This window comes from Desulfocapsa sulfexigens DSM 10523 (genome assembly GCF_000341395.1).
Lineage (GTDB): Bacteria > Desulfobacterota > Desulfobulbia > Desulfobulbales > Desulfocapsaceae > Desulfocapsa > Desulfocapsa sulfexigens.
Window position 1 is genome coordinate 3014933 of the sequence record NC_020304.1, and the last position, 22684, is coordinate 3037616.

Genomic DNA, 22684 nt, shown 5'->3' on the forward strand with positions numbered 1-22684 from the left:
AATTATCAAGAACATGGCTGTGCTATTTTTTGTCAAGTTTCCCAACCAGTGATAAAGTAAAAGATGCCCCCATATATTTGAAATGTGGGCGTACTTTCAGACCGACTTTGTACCAACCAGGTTCACCTTCCACGGAATCTACTGTTACTTCCGCCATTCTAAGTGGTCTGCGACTTCTGGCACTTGCCGAAGGGTTGTCCATTTCTGTAACATACTGACTGATCCACTTATTCAGCTCCATTTCAAGGTCGCTTCTTTCCTTCCAGGAACCAATATTTTCTCTCTGCAAAACCTTGAGATAATGGGCCAGGCGGTTGATCACAAACATATAGGGCAACTGCAGGCCAAGTTTGTAGTTGAGCTCTGCCTCTTTACCTTCCTTTGAAATTCCGAAATTTTTGGCTTTTTGAACAGAATTAGCAGAGAAAAAGGCTGCATTATCGCTATTTTTTCTCATAGTAAGGCCGATAAAACCTTCTTCTGCCAGTTCAAATTCCTTTCGTTCCGAAACCAGTACTTCGGTAGGAATTTTCGTTTGGGTTGCACCCATGGCATTATATTGGTGAAGTTTTAAATCTTCGACGGTGCCACCGCCTTGAGGGCCGATAATGTTAGCACACCAGCGATATTTGGCAAAACTGTCGGTGAGTCTTGTGGCAAAGGCAAAAGCCGCGTTGCCCCAGAGATATTTACCATGATTACCAACAACATTTTCTTCATATTCAAAGGTTTTGATAGGGTCACTTTCTGCACCATAGGGCAAGCGCAGGAGAAAACGTGGCATGGTCAGTCCGATATATCTCGCATCTTCTGATTCGCGGAAGGACTGCCATTTGAGATATTTGGGTCCCTCAAAGATCGATTTGAGATCTTTCAAATTGGGGAGTTCATTAAAATCTTCAATATCGAAAAATTGAGGGCCAGCTGCGGCGATAAATGGGGCATGAGCCATTGCAGCAACGCTTGCAATGGATTGAAGGAGCTTAATATCCTGAGGGCCTGGACCAAAGTCATAATTGCCAATCATGGCGGCGTAGGGTTGGCCACCAAATTGCCCATATTCCGCTGTATAAGCTGTTTTGTAGAGGCCGGATTTTGCAATTTCAGGAGAGTCCTCAAAATCATCAAGCAAGTCTTCTTTGCTGATATTAACTATCTCGAGTTTGATGTTTTCACGGAAATCTGTATTGTCAACCATGTACTTCATGGAACGCCAGGCAGATTCGAGCTTTTGAAAATCTTCATGATGGAGGATGGCATCAACCTGTAGACCGACTTTCTTGTCTATTTCGGCGATCATTTCATCAACCACGGCTTTAGTGACTTTATCAACACCTTTACCGGGTTCGATCAACTGGGCGATAAGCGCCTCTACACCTTTTTTTGCCATGCCATAAGCTTCATCGGCAGGCTTAAGCTTTGTTGCCTGGGTAATCTCTTCAAGAAGGGATGTCGTTTCCTCTACTATCTGCTCCCTGCCCTGAGCATTTTGTTCTTGTTCTTCGGCCATGGTTCTCTCCTATTTATCCTCGACACCGAGTTCTTTCAGCAGTTGATCTTTGGACTCGTCATCCTTCACAAGGCTTTGGATTTTCTTCCGAAATTCAGGTACATTTGACAGAGGTCCTTTTAACGCGGTCAGGGCCTGGCGAAGTTCCATGAGTTTTTTTAGTTCAGGACTGTTTTGGGCTATGGCATCTGGGGAAAAATCTTTCAGTGATTCAAATGCCAGTTTAACAGCAAGTTCTTCGTCAGGATCATCCGATAATTTATTTGGTACCGTCATGTTCAAGCTGAGGTCTTGCTCTTTCATGACATCGTTGAAGTTGTCTTTATCGATATTGATGGGGTCTCGATCCTCAACAGCACGCTCATCATCTTTTTGGGTGAAATCTCCCATGATGAGTATTTTTAGAGGAAGTTCCACCTCTTCCTTGGCATCTCCGGTTGCCGGACGATAGACAATATTGACTCTCTCCTTAGGAGCAACAGAACCTTCCTTTGCCATGATTTGCCTCTTTTGTTTAGTTGACGGTTAATAACATAACGTATTATATGATAATATCTCTATCAATATAAAAGGTTTAAATCAAGAAATTTGTTGTAAAATCACCATTTAATGACTTTGCAAAATAGATTCCGCATCTAACATTTCGAAACAATTAAAATGTATTAGGATGAAATGCGGATTGCCTCTACTGAGTCGAGGGTGGCTATTTTATCAAGCAGATCCCTGCCACGCTCTTTTACAATTTTTGACGAAATCATTTTCAGGCAGTGATAGAAGGTTTTGTAAACTATCAAGGCCTGAGTCGGGTCCCAGATTTCCAGCTTATGGTGCTCCAGCTCTTCGACGAGCTTCTCACAATGCGGCAGAGCCATCTCGGCTTTTTTTCCGCTAATCAATATTCGTATGAGAGCCAGTCGCCATTGCATCGATTCTCTGGAAGAATGGGCTTCCATAATCCCTTGCTGAAGAAGCACAAGAGCCTCGGTGAGTTTTCGTTCCTTTAAGAGTTCTCCGGCACGCTGGATGGCATTGTTTAACTGATTTACCTCCTCTGTCGTCCCTTCAGCAGTGGAAAAACTGGAACCCATGTCCATGCCATCTCCTGCAGATCCAAGATTCTGACACCATTCCTTTGTCTCCTCATCAGCAAAGGGGGTCCCGTCTGAAAATTGGAGATTGTGTACCCCGGGGAGTCTGTGAAGGAGGGCAGCCGTTTCCTGGCATACTGCCTCCCAGGCCTTTTGGTATGGAAGACCGAGGTTTTCGAGGCTGGTGGCACAGTATCGCTGCAGATCCAGCCAGAAAATATATTGAGGAAACTGTCTTTCTGCAGTTGAGGATAAATTGATCCAGTCTCCTCGAGAGGACAGGTCTTGTATCATCAGAACGATATGAGGTTCCGGTGGCGGTATAATTGTTTTGCCTTCCACTGCCTGGGGAAGCACATCGATATCTGACCAGATTGCTGTCCGCAGGGATCGATGCCCCAGTGGATTGATAAGATCCTGTTCTATCAGAGTAAGAGCTGCCCGCTTGATTCTTTCATTGGCTGTCTGAATAGCGACTATGGGGTCTTCACTTGAGGAAGCTGTTTCCTGGACTTTCGGTTCCGGGGTAGGAATCGGTTTTTTTTCCACCTGTTCAGGTGGCTGTTGTTTCGGTTCGGGCTCTTTTACCTGCTTCTGCGGAGGGGATATAGCTTTTTCTTTTTTAATTGGAAGAGATTCAATGGTCCTTATCAACCGATTTAAAGAGGGGGGCTCAGGGAACAGCTCAAGGAAAAGCTGTTTAAGCTTATCGCAATGTGCCAAAAGAGTATTTTTGCTTTCTTCTTCTACGGATTGGAGACGAAGAAGCTCAAGAGCACTTGCACTGTTTTCAATCCACCATTCTGCAGCTGCCACCCGGCCACGCATTCTCTTTTTTAAGGGAAACATTGTGTCCCAGAACGTTTCCAGCAAATCGCAATAAGCCTGCAATCCAGTCGTAAGTCCTGCAAGCTCGCGGGTGTGAATTTGGGAAACGGCAAAATAACTCATCACCAAAAGATCTTTACTCTCCTCTGTTAATATCTTTTCGGTAAGTTGACTTACCCGCACCCAGTTAACTCCCTCAGAGGCAGATGGAGAACCAATTTTGTCTATTTCAGTTTGAAGTTCTTCAAAGGCTGGTTCGTAGCGGCTATCTGTACCGGCGGGACAAGCATCACTTATCGGAGTTGTTCCTATTGTAAGTATATCCATCGTGATTCTCAGATTATTTTAGTTATCCCAACAGTTTGTTATATCAGTGGGAACGTCAGGAAGTTTTTGTTCCCAGTTTTGTTTTATTTTCTGGGCCTCAGCCTGTTGTCTTGCCTTCCAGGATTTCTTCAAAGCTTCATTCTCAAGAGCAGTCATTTTCTGTTTCCGTTCCCATGTTGCAAGAAGTTCCTTGATGCCCTTGCTACTGTCTGCTGCCTGCATTTTGCGCTTTTCCTCAAGTTCGGCAAGGAACTTCTCCCTTTTTTCCTGCTGATCGATAATGCTGATAAGTGGTTGTCCGCCTTTGAGTTGAAAGTTGACCTTGATAGTTGTAATCCGCAGTCGGACCAACTGTTTCTTCTGGTCAGGAAAATCGTTTACTGAAAAAAGATGACTTCCATTCTGGAAATCTTTGGCAAAGTGGGCAAAGGCAAGTTTGCCCTCATATTTTTTCTTTAGAATAAGACTGCCTATTTCAATCTGCAGAGAAACTGATTCACAATTTTCAGGTTGCCATGACATCTTTTTACGTATTGGATAATTTAAATTGACCAAACGCGTGGTTTCTGCACCGCATACGGACTCCAGTGTTGTGACATGGGGGGTGATTCTTGCCTCCTTGTTAACGCTGGTCGGATTGGCAGTTACCAGTATGTCATAGTTTGCATTAATAGTTGGCAGAGGAGGAATCTCGGGTTCCTTTTTCTTTTCCGGTTGAGCTCCGAAAACAGCATCTGCTTCAAGCTGCATATCAAGAGGTACTTCTTCGCTGAAGGAAAGATCAGGCTTGAAACGGACGAGGCGGATGCCGTCAGTGAGAAAATCCAGGAATTCTTTTTCGAAGGGGAGCATTTTACCCAGGGCTGTTTTTGGATAAAACCCCTTTTTGAGGCTCCTGCCAAGAAATGGGGCAGCTGGTCCTTTGATGAAACGAATGGCATAGCCGTCATCGAGAAAGAGCTCATCGTTCAGTTTTGTCTTGTCTGTTATATCCTGAACTTCCACAAGTACATTCTTTTCCCACAGGCTGTTTAAGTGACAGGCAGCCTCCAGGCAGGTATAATCTCGAAGAAAGGTGAGTGGGCCAGCAAGAAGCCGCCAGACCACTTTCTGTTGCTGGCCGGGTTGGCTCAGCTCTTTCCGGAAAGCCACGAGATGATGTTTGGCAAGATAGAAGGGGGACTTTGAAGTGGCAGGGTCGTCTTTGAAAATTTCAGCAGCCATACTGTAGGAGACCGTGCGAGAGGAGCTAGCCAGGGTAATGTCTTTTAGAGCCATCTGATAACTGTTGAATAACTTCCCTGCAGCAAGCTGACTGGAAAGGATTCCGCTTGGATCAAGACCGGTTTTCTTTTCAAGGCTGCCGAGTGCCTTTTTCCCCTTTTTTGTTACCTTGGCAAGCAGAGAATTACTTTCTTCGATGGCAGCTTCTCGTGTGGCATCAATACGAGCCTGTTCTATCTGATTGATAAGAAGAATCCAGGTATTTTCTTTTTCATCTTCTTCCAGAGGGGCAAGTTCTCTGGCCATGGTTCGCAGCAGGGAAAAATAGGGGTTCTGATCTGTAGCCATGGTAGTGGCGACTTCCTGCCAGGAAGAACCATCACCCAGATAGTATTCAGCCTGGGGGAATTTTTCAGCAAAATCATACCATACCAGCCTGTAGGCCATCTCGTACCACTTTTGAAAACGTGCTTTATTGCTGGTGATCAAAAGAGGATCCGGCAATGCCGTACCGATATCTTCGAGCAGGGTATTGATTATATCTCTCCCCTTGATGGTGAAGGCAGGTGGTACCGTTGCGATATTTTTTCGGGTCAGGGGGGAGCTCCAGAAGTCCTGGACGTTCAGCGCGCTTGAATCGGAATTATGGTTGACCCATGAGACCAGCCAGTTGAGGCTGGTGTCGGGCATACTAAGGATATGAAGGAGTGCACGCTGTAGACGTTCTTTTTCCAGATTAAGTGTTTCACTGCTCTCCTGCCAATTCAGGTAGTGGTGATATTGCAGGAGAACCCTGTCACTGAGATCGGCTATGAGACGCCTGTCTTCTCCCCCGAAAAGAGCCTGAAAAGAGGGCTGTGCCTGCTGATCAAAACTTGATGGGTCCTTGTTGTCAAGCCGGGCCTGAATCAGGTTGATACGGTGCACAAGATGGGCAACAACGGTACCAATAATAACATCAGATGATCCAGGTGTTAACGCGGAGACAGCGGTGTCAAGTTGTATGTTGAGTCTTTCGTTGAACTCGCTGTTGAAGCGATGGCAGTATTTCTGTTTGAGACGGAGTTCGATGTCCTCACTTTTATTTAACCCGAAGCGGGGAATCCACCAGGCTCTGTTGTAGTCTTCCATGGTACTGATGGCCTTCTGGAAACGTTCCATCAGTGCTGTATCGGTAAGGAAGTCACCCTGGAGGACGACGGATTGTTTGAAAGCCTCAGTACCGTTTTGCAGTGTGGTCAGATTTTTAACAAATGAGAAACTTAACAGGCCGCAAAGGGTAAAGATTATGGCAGCCCAGGCTGTAAGACCAATGTTGCGTGTCAACCGATTCCAGGCAAGAGCTTTTTGGGTCGGGGCAAAGAGGGTACGGTCTTCGGGGAGGATACGGGAAAAAAGATCATGGAGAAAGAGTCCTTTATTGGTGCCAGGCAGGACGTCCTGCTGTTTGATCAAGCCAAGAGCATGGAGAAAGTTGGAGAAAGGGGTTCCTTCCTGGCGACCACTGCTGAAATAGAGCCCTCGCAGAATGGGGGATTCCTGGTAGGGGTTTGCCTTGAAGGTGGACTCGATAAAGGAGGAGAGTCGCCTGTGGAGAATTTTAAATTCGTTGGGAAAAAGAAGAAGATCCGCCGCGGATTGAGATTGTTTGCGGCTGGGATCCTGTTTACCGTGAAGCAGTTGCAGACGTAATTGCTGAAGACGGTCACCAATGGTAGAGTCCACATCCTGAAGAAATGTTCTGATATCCTTGTGATTCCTGTTTATCAGTCCCATGGCCTGTTCAAGGCTCTTGTCGGGCAGACGGTCACAGAACTGCGTCATACCCTGCACCAGATCACACTTGGTGATGAGAACATAGACAGGAAAAACTTTCCCTAAAACCCGCATCAGCTCATCAATGCGTTGCCTGATGTTTCGACCATCCTCGGCAATGCGATCATCATCTGCCTGCAGCAACTTGTCTGCTGCTATAGTTACTACCAGACCATTGAGGGGTTCTTTTCTGCGATATTTGACCAACAGGGAGAGAAACTTCTGCCATTCATCCTTATCACGTCCTTCTTCCAGTGGTATGGTATAGCGTCCGGCGGTGTCGAGGATGACTGCCTGTTCAAAGAACCACCAGTCACAGTTTCGTGTGCCGGCAACACCTCCAATTTTACTGGTTTCAGCAAAGGGCGCAGAAAGATCTGCACTCTTGATAGCCGTTGATTTTCCAGAGCGTGACTCCCCGATAACCATATACCATGGCAGGACATAGAGAGGGTTGCCCTGTTTGCTCAGGTGGGAGGATTTGAGAATTTCAATTGCTTCCTGCCATCGTCCCTGAAGCTCCTGTAATCCTTCCTGGCCACTTCCCGCTCCTTTGATATAGGCATTGTCCTGTTCGATAACCTGATGGACAAAATTCTGTTCCCTTTTTCGGAGGAGGATTTTCCGAAAAAATATCCAGCCGAGATAGAGACCAACATAGCCAAGTAGAAAAAAGAGTCCGATCCACCATGGCCATTTTGCCCAGAGAACCAGGCCAAAGGTAGCAGTAGCGATCAGAAGCAGAAGGCTTGTCAGTAAGAGGAATTTAAAGGCGGCGAGCATTATCTTTTTCATTACTGCACCATGGAAATAAAGTTTTCACCGACATTATCAAGGACAAAACGATAAATGAAAAAAAGAACGCCATAGAGTAGCACAGGAACCGTAGCACCTAATACCACACCAATTGGAAACCGACTGCTATCATTAAATTTTTCAGGGGTGGCTCCCTCCTGCAGGTAAGCATCGGGAAAAAGCGTTTTCTGGTCAAATGATCGCAGATCTGTTGTCCCTCCTATAAGTTTCAGATTGGAGTTCTTAAGCTGTTCCAGAAGAAACTCATCTCCAGGGTTACAGTAGCGGCCAGTGAATCCAAGAGCCAGACAGAGGTAGTATACTTCACGCACCTGCCCCTGTTGTGGGGTCAGCTGGTTCAGCTTGTCAAAGAAGAGTTCACCGCCATCGGTGGTTTGATAGTAGGTACGCTGCAGCTGTTCCCCCTGCCATTTACTTTTTTCCTCCCAGTTTGAGCTGAGAATGGCCTCATCGATCCAGGCAAAGACTGCAAAACGGGAAAGATCATAATCTTCCTGGGGTAAATGGCTTTTGTGAAAGCTATCCTGACTTTTGGCGATCAGGTGGCTGATGTCGGTTTTGACCTTTTCAAGTGAGGCGGGCCGATTTGGTGTATCGTTGAGAAAATAGGTAACATAAGCGATTAATTCTACGAAACAGTCCACAAGTGCCATAGTTATCTCCTGCCAACAACCATAAGTTCAGCCTTAAGATCTTCAGGTGCTTCGTCCCAGAAAATTGCCAGCTGATTGCTGTGCTGCACCTGTTGCCAGAGGTCGCCATGATGATCAATTTGAAAATAGAGTGAACCACGCCTGCGGGGAAGCTCCTGCGGTGGTGTCTCCATATGTTTTACTTTGACTCCTGGCAGGGCTCTGGCAATAAGTAACGGCAGAGTTTCCCGCGAACCTATCTTGGCCAGACCGGCAAAGCTCTGCAGAGCTTGATTGGGCTCCTGTTCCGTTGCCAGAACGAGATAGAAACGATTATGAGAATCAAACATGGATTTTGAGAGTTCGCCGCTGAAATACGTACCATCATAAATGAGCGGCAGCATGTATTCGGGGCCGGCTGTAATCTCATCCAGTAGGCGCAGCAGGACATTTTGCGCCGACAGAAAGCAGGTGTGCAGTTTACGGTGATTGTAGGGCGGAACCAGAACAGTGCCGTTTTCATGTTCTCCAAGTACATTTATTGTCTCAGAGAAACTTGATAGTTCACCGATGATTTGACGCAGAAGACCGTATACCGTCCAGGGATGGACAGTCTGGGCTTCGGTTATCTGAAAGAGGAGAGGAATATATCGGTTGAGTGAACGCAGGGCGAGAAGGAAGATTGTATCTTGGGCACCGAATTCTGCCGTATGAACACCACGTTCACGCTTGTAGGCCTCAAGGAGATGGGATCTGGAGGCGAGCTGGTCACGGATTTCAGTAACTAATCCCATAAGGGGTTCGCTTGCCTTGATACTGAGGCAAGGAGGGAAAAAACGGTTGGAGCGTACAATCTGCTCACCCTGCCGTAGAATACGGGCAAGGGGAATCAACTCATAGTCTCCCAGCTGGTCTTCTTCACTGTCCCAGAAAATTTTCAAGACGTAATGGAGGCGTTTAACCTGGGCACTTTTTCCACCCTGATAGAGATCCTGCACCTCTTCTGGCTCTGTAGTGGTAACAAAGCGGGTGGCCACATCGCTGACATTATCAAGACTGGAGAGGATGGTAACATTCTCGCCACCAGGATTCCATTTGCGCAGTCCTAGAAGAATTCCAAGTGGCTTGTCGCCTTCCAGCCAATCCTCACTGAATGAGCGGGGAGCAATCAGTCCATTCTCAGGAAAAGAGATAAAGCTGCCATCGGGAAATTGAAACTGTCCCTGGAGAACTTGCAAGGAGAGGTTACCCAGTGCTGCGTCCTGGATTTTAAGATTGCCGATACCCCAGAAATGCGGTTGCAGGAAAGTCTGCAGGGGCATGGTCATGGATTGGATATAACGGTCCTGTAGTTGAAAGTGCTGGGGTTGGAGAAAGAGTCCCTGATGCCAGAAAAAAGGTCGTTCCATGATCACTCCTTCAGTGCGTTTGGATTGCAGCTATCTGTTCGGAACCCAGGTTTACGATCAGATTGAGTTTGCCGGCTTCGGCATATTTATAGCTTTTGTCTATAATAACAGGGATGTTGATGGTTCGTACCATCCTTTCTTTCTGTAATACAAAGTAACCGGCTACCAGTCCAATATGTTTTGTCCCAGCAAGTCGATCCATGACAATTGTCAAATCCTGTTCTGGCTGGATAAAAAGGCGTTTGACGGAAGTAACACTGCTGTCAAACGGTTCACAGTCCAGCAGTTGGTAAATGCCGTCGCTGTTAGAAGCCAGTTGCTCAAACATGGCCTTGTTACGTAACTGGTATATACCAACCATTAGAGTATGAGGAGTACCTTCGTTCAGATTTAACAGGTGATCCGCCTTTATCCGCATGGTGATGCTGTCTTTTTCATAGACCCACTGCGGAACCGGAGGAGGTGCCGGGGCTTTTGAGCCACAGGAAGATAACAGGACAAGGCTGGAGAGAAGGATGATAAGGGTGAAATATCGTTTCAAGGTATTACCTCTTGGGAGGGTTGGCCATTGCAGCACATTGTTTTTCAAAGTTTCGTAAAAAATCTTCCATACAGCGCCCGGAGTCAAACCATCGGCGACACTCCTTATATGTTTTTTCGTAACGATTAAAGCTTTCGGCCTTACGTAAGGGGTTAAATTTAAATCCACCCTCATCTTTTCCTGCAAGACTGTCAGGATCAAGTTCCGTAAGAATCGTTTCTACAGTAGTTTCCATTGCCCTTTTAAAAGCGCGGTGCGATGTAACAAAAGCCGTCTTGATCTTGTCCAGATGTTCCTTGAGTGAGGTGCTCTCGTGGTTTTTGTCGAGTTGTTCACCTATGAGGACGCGGATAGTCTTCTCGGTTTGCCCATCCTCAAGCAGAGTCAGATTTATTGTTCTGATAAGCTGATTGAGAGTCTCAAAAATTATGGTAAGTGTCTCGGTCAGTCGTTGTTGCAGGGCCTCGCTTTTCAAATCAATTTCTTCGACAGGGTGTCCCAAAAGGAGGGTACAGAAGCGGAGAAGCTGGTCATCACTATGGGATGGCATCGGAGGGGGGGCTGGAGATGCAGTGAAGCTGGAGATAATATCCTCAAGTATCTGCTGTTTTTTTTCATTATCATGACCCTTGAGCTCCTGATCGAGAAATGCCTCTATGGCAGCGGGCGCATTTTCAATGTCCCGTTTGTAGATATTTCTGATGGTATCGACAAGGGAACCAACATTTGGATAAAGGTTCATGACTTTTTCCCTGGTCGGAGAATGATTGTTTCTGCGAGCTCGTCATTTTCAGGTATGGGGTTCTTTTCTGAAAGCTGCCCGTCGGGGTGCTCCGGAGTGTAAGTTGTATTAAAGGTTGCTTTGTCAGGAGGAGGCATTTTTACAGTTTGCACTGTATCCTCATCAGTGGAGAAATGGTTTTCAGGACCTCCCATAATAACGGTTTCCTGGCTGAAATCATCAACTGTGTCACTGTCTCTGACCGATGAAATGTGGTTGCTGGATATATTTTCTTTATGGAAAGAGACAGGAGCTTTTTGTTTATGCTTTTGAGCAAGCTTTTGCATAATAGTAAGAATTGCTTCATCATGGTTCTGTTCTCCTCTTTTTTCCTGGATAGTGTCTGTTGGGCTGGGAACAGAGGCAGATGGCTCCTGAAAAGATGGGAACTGTTTGTGTTGCAGCAGTGGCAGTAAATGAAACCCGTCGAGAGAGTCACGTTCAGTTATCAGCATATAGAAAGGATAAAAAGCGAGTCCAAATATGGTGTCATGCACGGCCTGTTGGGAGCCGTAGCAGAGTTCATGATCCTGACAATTCAGACAGGGGAAAGGATTATCCTGCAAAGGTTGCGAATCAAATTTGCTGTAATCGATAAACAACTGTCTGCAATCGTGAACAGTTGAAGGCTCGTTAGCTTGTTTTTCTCGAGTATACCATAGAGACTGGCCATTTGACTGGGTGCATGAAGGACAGAAGAGATAGCGGTGCAGACCTGTTGAGTATGGAGCCAATCCGGCCAACTGAAGCAGCACATCATCTTTGCAAAGCTGTAAAGTCTTGCCACATTCGGGGCAGGGGAGTTCAAAAAAAACTTCTTTTTTCCTGCAGTAGAAGAGAGATGCAAAGGCCAGCAGTTGCTGCTGTCTGTCAACTTGGGTGGCAAGTAGAATAGAGTGTTCGGGTGTTCTGGCACGACGCATAGTCATCGCCTGCTGCCAGTACTGATCAATTATGGAGTTGTTGAGAAACGAATCCTGCTCTAGGGGCCATTGGATAGTATCCCGTTGAATTAACAGATTAACCTCTTTGATAGTGGAGCCAAAATCAGTGACAAATGCACCACGGAAAGTTCGGGCAAGCGGGTCTGCGTCATTAAGTATTGTAAAGGGAGCCGATGAGAAGTTATCGGGTGATGTGTTGGGTGTGGCCGGTCGGAGACGCAGGTAGAACTTTTGTTGTTCGGGGAGAAGATATGATAGAAGGGAGGGATGGACACTTGTTTCTTTCATATTATGTTTATCTCTTTCACACTTGAATGTGGTGAGCGTTACATGAATTCGAACTTGAAAGCTGCTGATATCACTTCGGGTTATTTATTTAATACACCATGTTCAAGGAGATTTTGTCAAGTTTATTATCAGGTTTCCCAAACTCCTTAGTTGCTGTTTTACTCGGTCAGGTAGAACTGCCAAGAGCGACGATTGGATCTATACGAGAGGCTTTTTGGGCAGGATAGAGACCAAAAAAGAGTCCGATTAGTATTGCTACAACCAGAGGGACAATAAGGCCGGGTATTGAGAATGTGATTGGCCATTTTGTGAGAGAGCCAATAACAAGAGAAAGAAAGATGCCGCCGACAATTCCCAAAAGCCCGCCTGTGAAGGTGAGAAGCACCGCTTCACTGAGAAACTGGGCAAGAATATGTTCGGGACTGGCACCTACAGCGCGTCTGAGACCAATCTCTTTTATTCGTTCGGATATGTTGGCAAGCATGATATTCATGATCCCTATACCTCCGATGATAAGAGAAAGTGCCGCTATTATGCCTAAAACAATATTGAATATATGCTGAATTCTTTGCGATTGCGCAAGTAATTCAAGGGGAATGACAAGCTGAAAATCATCTACTCCGTTATGGGCAATCTCCAGGCTGCGGCGAATAAGCATAGCTGCTGTGGAGATCTGGTCTGTGCTGTGTATTCTCACTATGATTTCACTCAACGGCGGCTTGTCGTACGATGATGTGTTGTTTGTCCTGCTATCTGATTCAATAACATCAAGTGGAAAAAAAATTGTGTCATTGAGGTTTTGCATGGTGAACTGTGTTTCGGCGGTGTTTGAGAGATCCTGACGGTTGAGAACACCCACAACCTGGAAGAGCTGATCTCCAATGCGAAGAGATTGTCCAAGCCGCCCATTTTCACCAAGTCTACTGGCGATCTGCCAGCCAAGGACACATACCTGGTTTCGCTCACCTGTATCTGATTCGCTGATAAAACGACCATTATCAAGTTTGATGCCAAGTATACGACCATAACTTGCTGTACATTCAACAAGCTTGGGGCTCAGGTGCTCGGGGAGTCCGGTTAAATTGAGAGCCCGTTCTCTGGCCGCTGCGGTGTCACTGATAAAAGAATTATTGCTTTGCAGTCGATAACGATCGTCGTCCTGCAGGCCGGCTGAATGGTGCTCCCTGGCACGTGACCGTTGTTCCGGGGTCAGTTGGTCTGCCCTGATGTATATGTTGTTCACGCCCATTTTTTCAATCTGTCGTAACGTTTCCTGCTTCGCTCCATCACCGATGGCGATGATAGCCACCACAGCCATGACACCGCAGATAATACCTAGAGTAGAGAGAGTTGAACGGAGCTTATGCTGCAGCAGGGAAGAGCAGGCGGTTTTGATGATTATTTTGATGAAATGTTTGTGTTTATTCAAGGTAACCATCAATCATGTACCGTGTAGACCGGGCAAGTTTGGCAACATCGCGATCGTGGGTGACCATTATAACGGTGCAGCCCTGTTTATTGATTTCTTGAAATAAGGAGAGGACTTCCAGAGTGCTGGAATGATCAAGATTACCTGTGGGTTCGTCTGCCAGGATAAGCTCAGGTTGCATGGCAAGAGCACGTGCAATCGTTACTCTTTGCATCTCTCCACCGGAGAGTTCAGCTGGCTTGTGCATCATGCGCTTGTCCAGACCAACCTGATCGATGGCCCGACGGGCATTTTCACCGGCCTGTTCAGGCGCCATTCCATTGTAAAGGGCGGGAAGCAGGACATTTTCCATTACTGTCATTGCAGGTAACAGGTGAAAATTCTGAAAAACATGAGCAACAGTGTTTGCCCTGAGCCTTGCAAGTTCCTTCTCTTTAAGTTGCAGTATGTCTCGATTGTTGAGAAAATAGCTACCACTGCTTGGTCTCAGGAGGCAACCGAGAATGTGAAGAAGGGTAGACTTTCCTGAACCAGATGCACCCATAACAGCGATAAACTCACCATGATGAACATCCATGTCAACGCCGTGCAGTACTTCTATCTTTCCGGATCCATGGGGATAGTGGTGACGAAGTTCTCTTGTGGAAATGAGCATATTCTGTTTATCGTTCCGGCTCATCAGTTAATGACGGGATGTATCATGGATACGGTTTCTCCCGCCTTGAGTCCATCGGTTACCTCTATGAAGTTTTCATTGCTGTATCCGGTATGTATACGGCGTAATACCAGTTTGCTGCCGTTTTTGACATAGCAGTAGTGGCCACTGCTGTCATGGAATACAGCTTCCACAGGAAGTGACAGGGCCTGTTGCAGATTGGCAGTCTCAATAATAATACGGGCAGACATGCCTGGTCTGAGTTTTTTCTCTACCCTGTCAAAGGAGAAGTGAACCTGGAAGTATTTTTCTCCCTCTCTGCGTCCTGGTCGTTTCTTTGCCAATGCACCGATAAAAGAGAGTCTGGCTGGAAAACTGATGTCGGGATATGCTTCTACGGTGATGGTTGTACTCTGACCAATAGCCACTTTATGGAGATCAATTTCACGAATTGTACTCTTCACAATAAGACTCTCGATGTCGGGTAGATAGAGAATAGGGCTGTTAATTATAACAGTGTCGCCTTCACGGACAGTTCGCATTTCGCCATTGTAGAAACTTTCATGGTGGATAAGGAGACCGTCAAAGGGAGCACGTAGTACGGTTTTATCAAGCTCTGATTCTGCCTGTTCCAGAGCAGTTTGTTTTGCCTTCAGCTTTGCCATTACCTGCTGAATAGCAGCCTGGGCCCTGGCAATTTTGTGGACACCAGCCTGTCGTATTTGCTGATAAGCAAGTTTTGCATTTTCTACCTTGGCCTTGCTACTCTCCGTAAGAGAAGGCAGCACCAGGTCTCGATAACTTTTATAGCGACGGTCGGCGCTGGCAAATTGTTCAGTAAATGTGTCAATTTTTTCCTGTCCACGACTGATTTCGGCAGGATTACTGTATCCATCGTCAGCCAGTAGCTTCAGGTCTCTTACATAGTCCTGGTAGCGTTTGAGTTCAGACTGGGCTTTATCACGTTCGTCCTGATATTGGGTAAGGGTTATGGGACCTTCACCCTGAACGAGTCTGTCAAATTCAAGACGGGCCACCTTGAGATTGTAGTCTGATGTGGTAACTCGCTGGGCCAACTCGGTTTTTTCCCACTCGAGTAACTGTTCCGCTGCATTGACACCGGCGCTGAGATCATCGATCTGGGCAGAGAGTTCTGCAATGATTTCTTCAAATTGAGTTGGATCAAATCGGACCAGTACATCTCCTTTTTTTACAGGATAGCCATCAGGAGCGAGATAAATAACCTTTGCTCCGGCCCCCTTAATGCTGGATGATACGAAATAAGCGTTGACCGCTTCTAAAGTGCCAAGGGTCTTCACTGTAATTTGAAAATCGCGAAGGGTGGCTGTGGTGAAGGAGGAAGGTTTTTCTTGTACCTGTTCGTCACTGCTCCAAAGGACTTGAGTTAATGTGAAGGCAAAAAAAACCAGAACAGCGGTGAGTAGAAAAAAACGTTTCATGGTTTTGTCTCAGGAGAATAGGCAAGCAGGGTACCCATGACAGCACGCAGTCGGTATCCGTTTATGATATAGTTGATCTCGTCGGACATGAGATTTACTCTGGCGCGCTCGACCTGGGTTTGAGATTCAATGAGGTCGAAATTGTCTGCTTCGTTGTACTGGAATTTAATATGGGCCAGTCGTTGTTTACCAGTTGCCTGGATAAGCTGTTCCCGTCGAAGTGCTATTCGTTCCTCTGATTTTTCCAGGGAGTTGAGCACCGTTCGGACCTCACGGATAATGTTTTGCTGAGATGACTCGAATTTAAGATTCTCGCGCTTGACAGCGAGACGACTCTTTGCCCAGGCGGTTTTTTCTTCTGAACGTGCCAGGTCGGTACTGCTTGTCAGACCAATACTCCAACGGTCCTCATCGAAAAAAAGAACATCCCCAAAGTCGCTTGAACGGCCCCGCCGAGTGTAAGTACTTACAAGTTTGAGCTCTGGAAGAGTGTTATGCCGGGCGATCTTTTCCCGGCGCATTGCCTCAGCGATATCGGCTTTACTCTGGAATGATTCAATCCGTTGTTTAAGAGCTATCTTGACGGCCTGCTCCCTCTTCATCGTGATGAGTGTGTATTCCTGTGGAGCTTCAACATAAATGGGGCTGTCAAGTGGCAGGGCAACAATATCTTTTAAACGATCAGCGATTTCAGCGACCCGTTCTCTGGCGAGGCTCAAACTCTCTTGGATATCTTTTATACGAATTTCTGCACGATAAATATCCATGGATTTCGCAATGCCGGATTTTTCTTTAACAATTGCACTTTTTAAATGGACTTTAAGATGTTTAAGTTGCTCGGTGTAGAGAGAAACCAGATGTTGTTCCCGGATAAGGGTGTAGACAGTGGTGACTGTATTGAGGATTGTATTTACTTTTTTTTGATGCAATGTTCGGTCTGAAGAGGCGAGGGCGTATTCGCTGGCATAAACACTGTCCAAGTTGATATCTTTCCCCAGACCACGTATCAGTGGTATTGCAAGTGAAAAACCAACCCCTGCACCATACTCATCAGTCTCCTTTTCGATACTTGGTTCCAGATTCAGGATGACACCGCTTGTAAACTTTTTAGAGATCAACCCTCCAACTCTCCAGATGGACTGTTCTTCCTCGGGGTTTGAGGTGTAATTAATACTGGAAAGAGGGTTGACCTTAATGTCAAAAGTGTTCTGGGCTGCTTCCATATTGAGGCGACTGTTATCCAGATCCAGAGTGTCACTGATAAGGTTGCGATTGTAGCGGAGGGCTCTTGCGACAGCAGTCTCCAAAGTAAGACGAACAGGTTCGACGGCAGCATACCCTGACGAAGGTATATGAACAGTAAGGAGTGTCAGGAAAGCTACTATATTAAAAAAAGACTGTAGTTTGTAGTTCATTTGAATCGTACTTGAAACAGATTGAAGAGCAGAGAGAATTGTGCAACTACAAATTAGAAAAGCTAATAATTAAAATATATTGAATCAGGACAGTCTGCAAGTCAATTCGTGAATAGCCTGAAAATCATATGTTAGAGCTGTTGGGGGGGAAGGGGTGGATTAAAAAATACACAAACTGATTTTAGAGGAAAAAGAATACCTGAGTATGTACAAAACTAAGCCGTTTCGTTCGTCATTCCGGCGCAGGCGGGAATCCAGGGGGGTGGTATAGAACTGGGTCCCCGCCTGCGCGGGGATGACATCAGCATGGTTTTCTTGTGATTCTTTTGTTTTATCAGCCTATTGTATTCGTATTGTGTGAAGTTGGCTGAGTTTCATACGTAATCAGAAAAGAATAAATCAAAGTTGATTGGAATTTGTTTTTAAATTTTGCGGTTTGCCCGTTAATTGGTCCGCCTATTCCAGGTAGCAGAGTTATGTATCTACGTGGAGTATTATAGCTGGCTTTACGTTGAAATTTCTTCCTTAAAAACAGTTTTACCATTGGCAGATATAGCACTAGAAATAAATAAAGAATTAACAATTTTCATTAAGAACCAGAAGGTCAGTAATGGCAACACTATCACCTGAATAACGAAGATCCCCAGATAGAGAAATGTTAATCTCAATAGGTTCTCAACTATGACTCCCTTGTTTTCCATGATGACTTGAATGGTATCTTTAAAGTCTACGGATTTCTCTTTTATGTAAGAGGCACTGTTCCCAATAGTCCCCATGAATCCGTCTAGCTTTGGTAAATTAACACCTTTGATTTTGTCAATATCAGTGGTGCTTGCAGTGAGTGTAGCGTTCGCCTCTATAATCTTATCTTCAAAAAATGTCTCCTGGAGGAACTCATTGGCTATGGAGGATATCGGAAGACAGAAGCGAGCTATTGACGCAACGACCATTACACTCATCAGTATGCGCTGGAGTTTTAAGATCCTTGCATTTTTGGACCACACAAGGAGTGATAAAAACACCAATAGGACAGCTAGGATTTGGGGAACAATTGTTACACTGATTTCATACGCTAGTTCTTGTACCCCCAGTGAAGTGATTGATAAGACCAGTACGTTTGCTAAACGCTCCACCATGTCATTTATTGGGTCTACTATTTGACCTACCGCTAAAGACAATCCTATGCCAGCAGGTTCTAATTGGACGCTGGATTCCTGAATAACAGAAACTGTGGCATTGATCACCCGGCATACTCCATAACTGACACCAGCTTTTGTAATTGAGTCCTTAAAGTATGAATCTGCTGGTGAGTCAATCACAGGAATCTGTACCCCTGATGAGAAAAATAATACGACTGATAGGAGTATTCCTACGACTGACTTTGCGGCTGTGTGTCTGATTATTGTGTTCATAATTGTGTAAATAAATGGATTATCGGTGACGTCTATTTTTTGTTCTTCGGATATCTCTTTTTGTCTTACTCGTGGTAACGCTTGATATCAGCGTGCAACTAGCTCACTTACATTTTTATAATGAGCCATATTTATCAAAAGTATTCGCGCTTTATGTGATTTTCTGAATAGTTTGAAGTGTGGAGAGGATTTTCACTTCACTTTTGAAATTTGCCAGCTTGGTCTTACCCCGTTCCTGAGTCAACATGATATCACAAGCGCCTTGTATTCCATACATAGTAGTCTTGACGTGTTTTCGCTATATCATAAACTCACCACAAAGGGCAAAGGGAGACTTGACCCCTTTTGTTGTAAAAAATCGAATACGAGATGCGGGTCAGCGTGTATACAATTGTTCGGCGCTTTTTGCCGCTTTTTTTATCGTGGTTTGTCCTAAGTTGTTTCCCATAGTTACTGGGTCCATGCAATCAACTGTGACATGCTAGGAAATATTTGCATTTTCTTAAATGGAAAATTTAAGTGATATATTTTCTAAGTATTTCTTTTGCTTCCAAGGCGTCCCTGTCGTTAGCGTTAATATGGGTAATAAAGTTTGACAACCCAAGTAAATGCATAATGTAATTTGTCCTCTTTTCCTCAGTTCTTATTAAGTGACCGTCTAGTCCATATTTTTTGATGTAAAAAATTTCTTGGCGAAGTTTCCGCCTTTTCTCTCTACAAACATTAATTCTTTCGTTTACAACTAAACCAGTTGTAAACTGCCTTTGATGTTTGAACATTTGTTTGGTTTTGGTCTTGTTCAAAAGCAAGCCACTGTCTTTAAAAACCATGTTGATAAAAGATATTAATTTTCCGACATCAAATTCTCCAGAGAAAGTCAAATCGTCTGAATATCTGGTGTATCGAATTTTTCTTGCCAGGCAGTAGCCTGCGATCCGCGCATCGCAACGATTCATGAAAATATTTGATAGTGTTGGACTAGTTGGTGCACCTTGAGGTAAGCAGTTTTTTAATGTTGTTAAACCTGTGAGCATTGCAGAGACCTCAGCTGAATACCCTATGTTTTTGAAGATATGAAAAACATTTTGCCCCTTAATCGAGGGAAAGAAATCTTTAACATCTATTCGCAATACTTGTTTTTGTCTTAGATGAAACCTTGCATTATCTTTTATCGAAAATCCTACAACATACGCCTTGGCAAATTTGCTAATTGTGACTTGGCTTAAAATGTTATCAAGTATCCACCTCTGAATCTCTTTTAAGCTAGGAAGAGGCTCACATATTGTGCGCATTGTATCTGATGATTTTTTCTTTATTTTATAACACCTGTAGAATTGATCAGATTTCGTGCTAGATGCGTTGCGAATATAGTCAATATTATACCCAACTAATCTTGACAAATGATTCTGGCTGAAGATGATTGGCAAGTTTGCTTTATACAAACCCCTAGCATATGACAGTGCATGTTGCATGCTCTTTTCATCTAAGGATTTAGCAGTTGCTTGTATCGTGAATTCTTTACGATATTTTTTCCAATTCATAGCACAAAAAAATTAGCTAACGGCCTCACTACATACGGACATAATCACCGAGATGCAGGACAAATCCTTGCATTTCGGCCCTCAAGGACGAGATGCAAGGATTTGTCCTGCATCTCGGGGCTGGAGGCTTTTGCGGAAGCGGGGCGAAGATTCGCCAACTCTTTCCAAGAGTTGGTGAATCTTCGCCTGGGCTTGAAAGCAAGTTCTCCCCAGAATGGCGACTCGCCATTCCGTGGCTAAGCCACTAAGGCTAGTGAGGCCGCAGCTAAACTTTTAATTTCCTTATAGTAGTTAATCGTGGAATATAAATTTCACCGATTCCTATTGAATCGATTTTTTCTGAATCCAAAGGAATTATCCACGGCTCTTTACCTTTAGATTTCTTTTGTGCTGAAGCGATAAAAATACGTCCCGCATCAGTTACAATTAAATCTTCTTCTTGTCCATGGGTATCATAATTAAGAAACCCTTTCTCCAATGCTTCATTTACAAGCAAAAAGTATTGTGAATATTGGATTCCATGTCGAAATAATTTTTCGATTGGAGATTTGTTGTCAATAGATTGTAGCACTAAGGCCAAATTAAAACTCATGTGACTTTACCGATAAAATGGAGCTGTGCCTGAGCCGTTATCTGCCCAATATACAGGAAAAGTATTATTTGGAGTTCTGAAAGGCATAGTCACTAGTGCTTCACTTGAAGCAAAACCAAGATAATGCTTACTGTTACTTATTATTCTAGCAGAAATACCTTTCATTATTTCAATTGCTTTTCCAATTTCTGTAATCTTCTGTGAATCAGTTAGGCCTTTTTTTCTAATATGGTTTGCCCAGACATCGAAACCCGCATTTTTTAGTTTTTCTTTTCCTTCGGACTGGCATACTGCGCACATAACTGCAACGACATCGGTGCTTTTTCTAAAATTAGATTCATATGCTGATAATGCTTTAAGTGCAGAACGACCAGTTCCTATGAAATCATCGACAAAAATTAACAAACAATCACCCCGATCAGCTAGACTGTTACCTAATGCTGTCATTAAATCTTTTGATTCAATTTTAAGATTGTTTGTCAGTCCATTTTGTCGGCACATTAAGTTTAATTGGTGGTATGCAGGGTACAATACTGATGACTGACTTTTTGTATTTTGACTATCATCAGGTGCTATAAGGGGCAGGAAATAAACCTCCTCAAAACCTGCTATTAATTCGATACTAATGTCGCAATATATTTCCCGGAAACATCGTTGCATAGCGTTTGCGTCAACATAGAGATAGTCTTCTGTTAATTTCAACAATAAGTCAGCTTCATCATCTGATAATCCCTCGATTATTTTTATAAAATTAGTCAGTATATCTTCAAACCCAGCTTCTTCGAATTTTTTAAACCAATTTTTCTGGATAAATATTTTGTTTAACCTAGGAAAATATTTTGTTATTTCAGCCATTCTGAGAACGTACCATGATAAATGTTTGTGTAAATTAAAAGGTTCTATAATTAGAATAACTTTTCAACTCAGGCAATTTTCACTGAGGCCGAACAGTGTTAATACATGGACAATGTCCATCATATTACCTTATATCTGGCCACTTTTTCCACCTATTTTGGTATTGATAGCTCTATATGGAAAAAAGTGTCCACTTATTACTTTTTTCTTCATTTTGTCCATGTAATGCTAATCAATGTAAGGCAATAAGGGGTCGGGCCGCCGCAAGCACTCGTGATTTAAGAACAAACATCCCATAAAAAGCTATTTTCTGTACTTAGCTGTTCATTTTTGGTGCTAAAATTGGCACTGCAAGGAATCTGCGTCTCTCGAAGTTCAAAACTTTCATCAACTTTATGAATCCCTCGGTGGATCGCCCTCATTCCAAGTTCATTTTTAATTTTCTCAACAAAAGTTTGACTCCCAACTGCGACGCTTTGTGTCCATTTACTCTCACGCAGCTGCTTATCTGCTTTTAAGGTATCTTCAACCCAGTTAGCATGCATCTCTTTAAGTTCTACAACTGAATTTAGACCAAGGAGTTCTGTTAGCAGTCTGTAATTAATAATTGCATAACGTTGCTTTTGGTTTTGTATTTCATTATATCCACTCCAGTTCCATTCAGAGGGATGTCCCACTACTCCTGTACGCACCATATTCATATCAATATAAGCGAGGCATTTCACAAGATGGGTGTCATTTTCAATAGCCGTTGCATGGTACCTATCTTCCCAGTATGCCCCATGACGTTTTTTTCTTCGATTATATTCTTGTCCAACTTGTCCCGCTACCAATTGCATTGACCTGGGAATAGTATCTCGGTTGCCGTTATCTGACACCAACAGATGTATGTGGTTGGAAGTGGCGATATAATTCAGTACATCAAGACCATACCTTTGTTTTGCCTTGAATAGTAGCTCCAACCATCTATTTCTATCTCTAGAAAACTTAAGCAGAAATTCCTTTTTATGACATCGGTGAGTTATATGCCATACACATCCAGGCATGTAATATCGTTTTGCGCGTGGCATATCTGCTGCTTTTCCTTAAACCCACTATTTTAGCACCAAAAGTGCTGCCCTA

General features: G+C 44.2%; 18 protein-coding genes. All 18 read right to left on the reverse strand.

Annotated elements, in window-relative coordinates; genetic code table 11:
• Positions 1–22: 22 nt before the first annotated feature.
• The 18 genes from tssC to UWK_RS13490 all read right to left on the reverse strand — a co-directional run bounded on the left by tssC (position 23) and on the right by UWK_RS13490 (position 22632).
• Positions 23–1510, reverse strand: coding sequence for a type VI secretion system contractile sheath large subunit (gene tssC / locus UWK_RS13405; protein ID WP_015404926.1), 1488 nt, complete (start codon positions 1508–1510; stop codon positions 23–25).
• A 9-nt stretch (positions 1511–1519) separates the two neighbouring features.
• On the reverse strand, positions 1520–2008 hold the full coding sequence (gene tssB / locus UWK_RS13410) for a type VI secretion system contractile sheath small subunit (protein ID WP_015404927.1): 489 nt from the start codon (positions 2006–2008) through the stop codon (positions 1520–1522).
• A 164-nt stretch (positions 2009–2172) separates the two neighbouring features.
• Positions 2173–3753 carry a type VI secretion system protein TssA gene (tssA, locus tag UWK_RS13415; RefSeq protein WP_015404928.1) on the reverse strand — a complete coding sequence of 527 codons (1581 nt, stop codon included), beginning with the start codon at positions 3751–3753 and terminating at the stop codon, positions 2173–2175.
• A gap of 18 nt (positions 3754–3771) precedes the next feature.
• The gene (locus UWK_RS13420) at positions 3772–7587 is read right to left on the reverse strand and encodes a type VI secretion protein IcmF/TssM N-terminal domain-containing protein (RefSeq protein ID WP_015404929.1); all 3816 of its coding nucleotides are present in this window, start codon (positions 7585–7587) and stop codon (positions 3772–3774) included.
• A complete protein-coding gene (gene icmH / locus UWK_RS13425) occupies positions 7587–8261 on the reverse strand; it encodes a type IVB secretion system protein IcmH/DotU (RefSeq protein WP_015404930.1) in 675 nt (224 codons plus the stop codon). Before icmH ends, UWK_RS13420 begins: the two co-directional genes overlap by 1 nt.
• A 2-nt stretch (positions 8262–8263) precedes the next feature.
• Positions 8264–9649 carry a type VI secretion system baseplate subunit TssK gene (gene tssK, locus UWK_RS13430; protein WP_015404931.1) on the reverse strand — a complete coding sequence of 462 codons (1386 nt, stop codon included), beginning with the start codon at positions 9647–9649 and terminating at the stop codon, positions 8264–8266.
• A 10-nt stretch (positions 9650–9659) separates the two neighbouring features.
• On the reverse strand, positions 9660–10190 hold the full coding sequence (gene tssJ, locus UWK_RS13435) for a type VI secretion system lipoprotein TssJ (protein WP_015404932.1): 531 nt from the start codon (positions 10188–10190) through the stop codon (positions 9660–9662).
• A gap of 4 nt (positions 10191–10194) precedes the next feature.
• Positions 10195–10932 carry a hypothetical protein gene (locus UWK_RS19620; protein WP_015404933.1) on the reverse strand — a complete coding sequence of 246 codons (738 nt, stop codon included), beginning with the start codon at positions 10930–10932 and terminating at the stop codon, positions 10195–10197.
• Entirely contained in the window at positions 10929–12203 is a 1275-nt protein-coding gene (locus UWK_RS13445; protein WP_015404934.1) for a hypothetical protein, read from the reverse strand. The genes UWK_RS19620 and UWK_RS13445 overlap by 4 nt, the downstream gene beginning before the upstream one ends.
• Positions 12204–12369: 166 nt before the next feature.
• On the reverse strand, positions 12370–13632 hold the full coding sequence (locus tag UWK_RS13450) for an ABC transporter permease (RefSeq protein WP_167320752.1): 1263 nt from the start codon (positions 13630–13632) through the stop codon (positions 12370–12372).
• Complete coding sequence (locus UWK_RS13455) at positions 13625–14287, reverse strand: ABC transporter ATP-binding protein (protein ID WP_041917005.1); 663 nt, start codon at positions 14285–14287, stop codon at positions 13625–13627. The genes UWK_RS13450 and UWK_RS13455 overlap by 8 nt, the downstream gene beginning before the upstream one ends.
• A gap of 23 nt (positions 14288–14310) precedes the next feature.
• A complete protein-coding gene (locus UWK_RS13460) occupies positions 14311–15747 on the reverse strand; it encodes an efflux RND transporter periplasmic adaptor subunit (RefSeq protein ID WP_015404937.1) in 1437 nt (478 codons plus the stop codon).
• On the reverse strand, positions 15744–17162 hold the full coding sequence (locus tag UWK_RS13465) for a TolC family protein (protein ID WP_015404938.1): 1419 nt from the start codon (positions 17160–17162) through the stop codon (positions 15744–15746). Before UWK_RS13465 ends, UWK_RS13460 begins: the two co-directional genes overlap by 4 nt.
• Before the next feature lie 506 nt (positions 17163–17668).
• A complete protein-coding gene (locus UWK_RS13470) occupies positions 17669–18574 on the reverse strand; it encodes a hypothetical protein (RefSeq protein WP_015404939.1) in 906 nt (301 codons plus the stop codon).
• 515 nt (positions 18575–19089) lie between these two features.
• On the reverse strand, positions 19090–20115 hold the full coding sequence (locus UWK_RS13475) for a retron St85 family RNA-directed DNA polymerase (protein ID WP_041916428.1): 1026 nt from the start codon (positions 20113–20115) through the stop codon (positions 19090–19092).
• A 265-nt stretch (positions 20116–20380) separates the two neighbouring features.
• A complete protein-coding gene (locus UWK_RS13480) occupies positions 20381–20707 on the reverse strand; it encodes a hypothetical protein (RefSeq protein ID WP_015404941.1) in 327 nt (108 codons plus the stop codon).
• Positions 20708–20713: 6 nt separating this feature from the next.
• A complete protein-coding gene (locus tag UWK_RS13485) occupies positions 20714–21562 on the reverse strand; it encodes a phosphoribosyltransferase-like protein (protein ID WP_015404942.1) in 849 nt (282 codons plus the stop codon).
• Between the two features lie 278 nt (positions 21563–21840).
• Complete coding sequence (locus tag UWK_RS13490) at positions 21841–22632, reverse strand: transposase (protein WP_015404943.1); 792 nt, start codon at positions 22630–22632, stop codon at positions 21841–21843.
• Between the last annotated feature and the right edge of the window lie 52 nt (positions 22633–22684).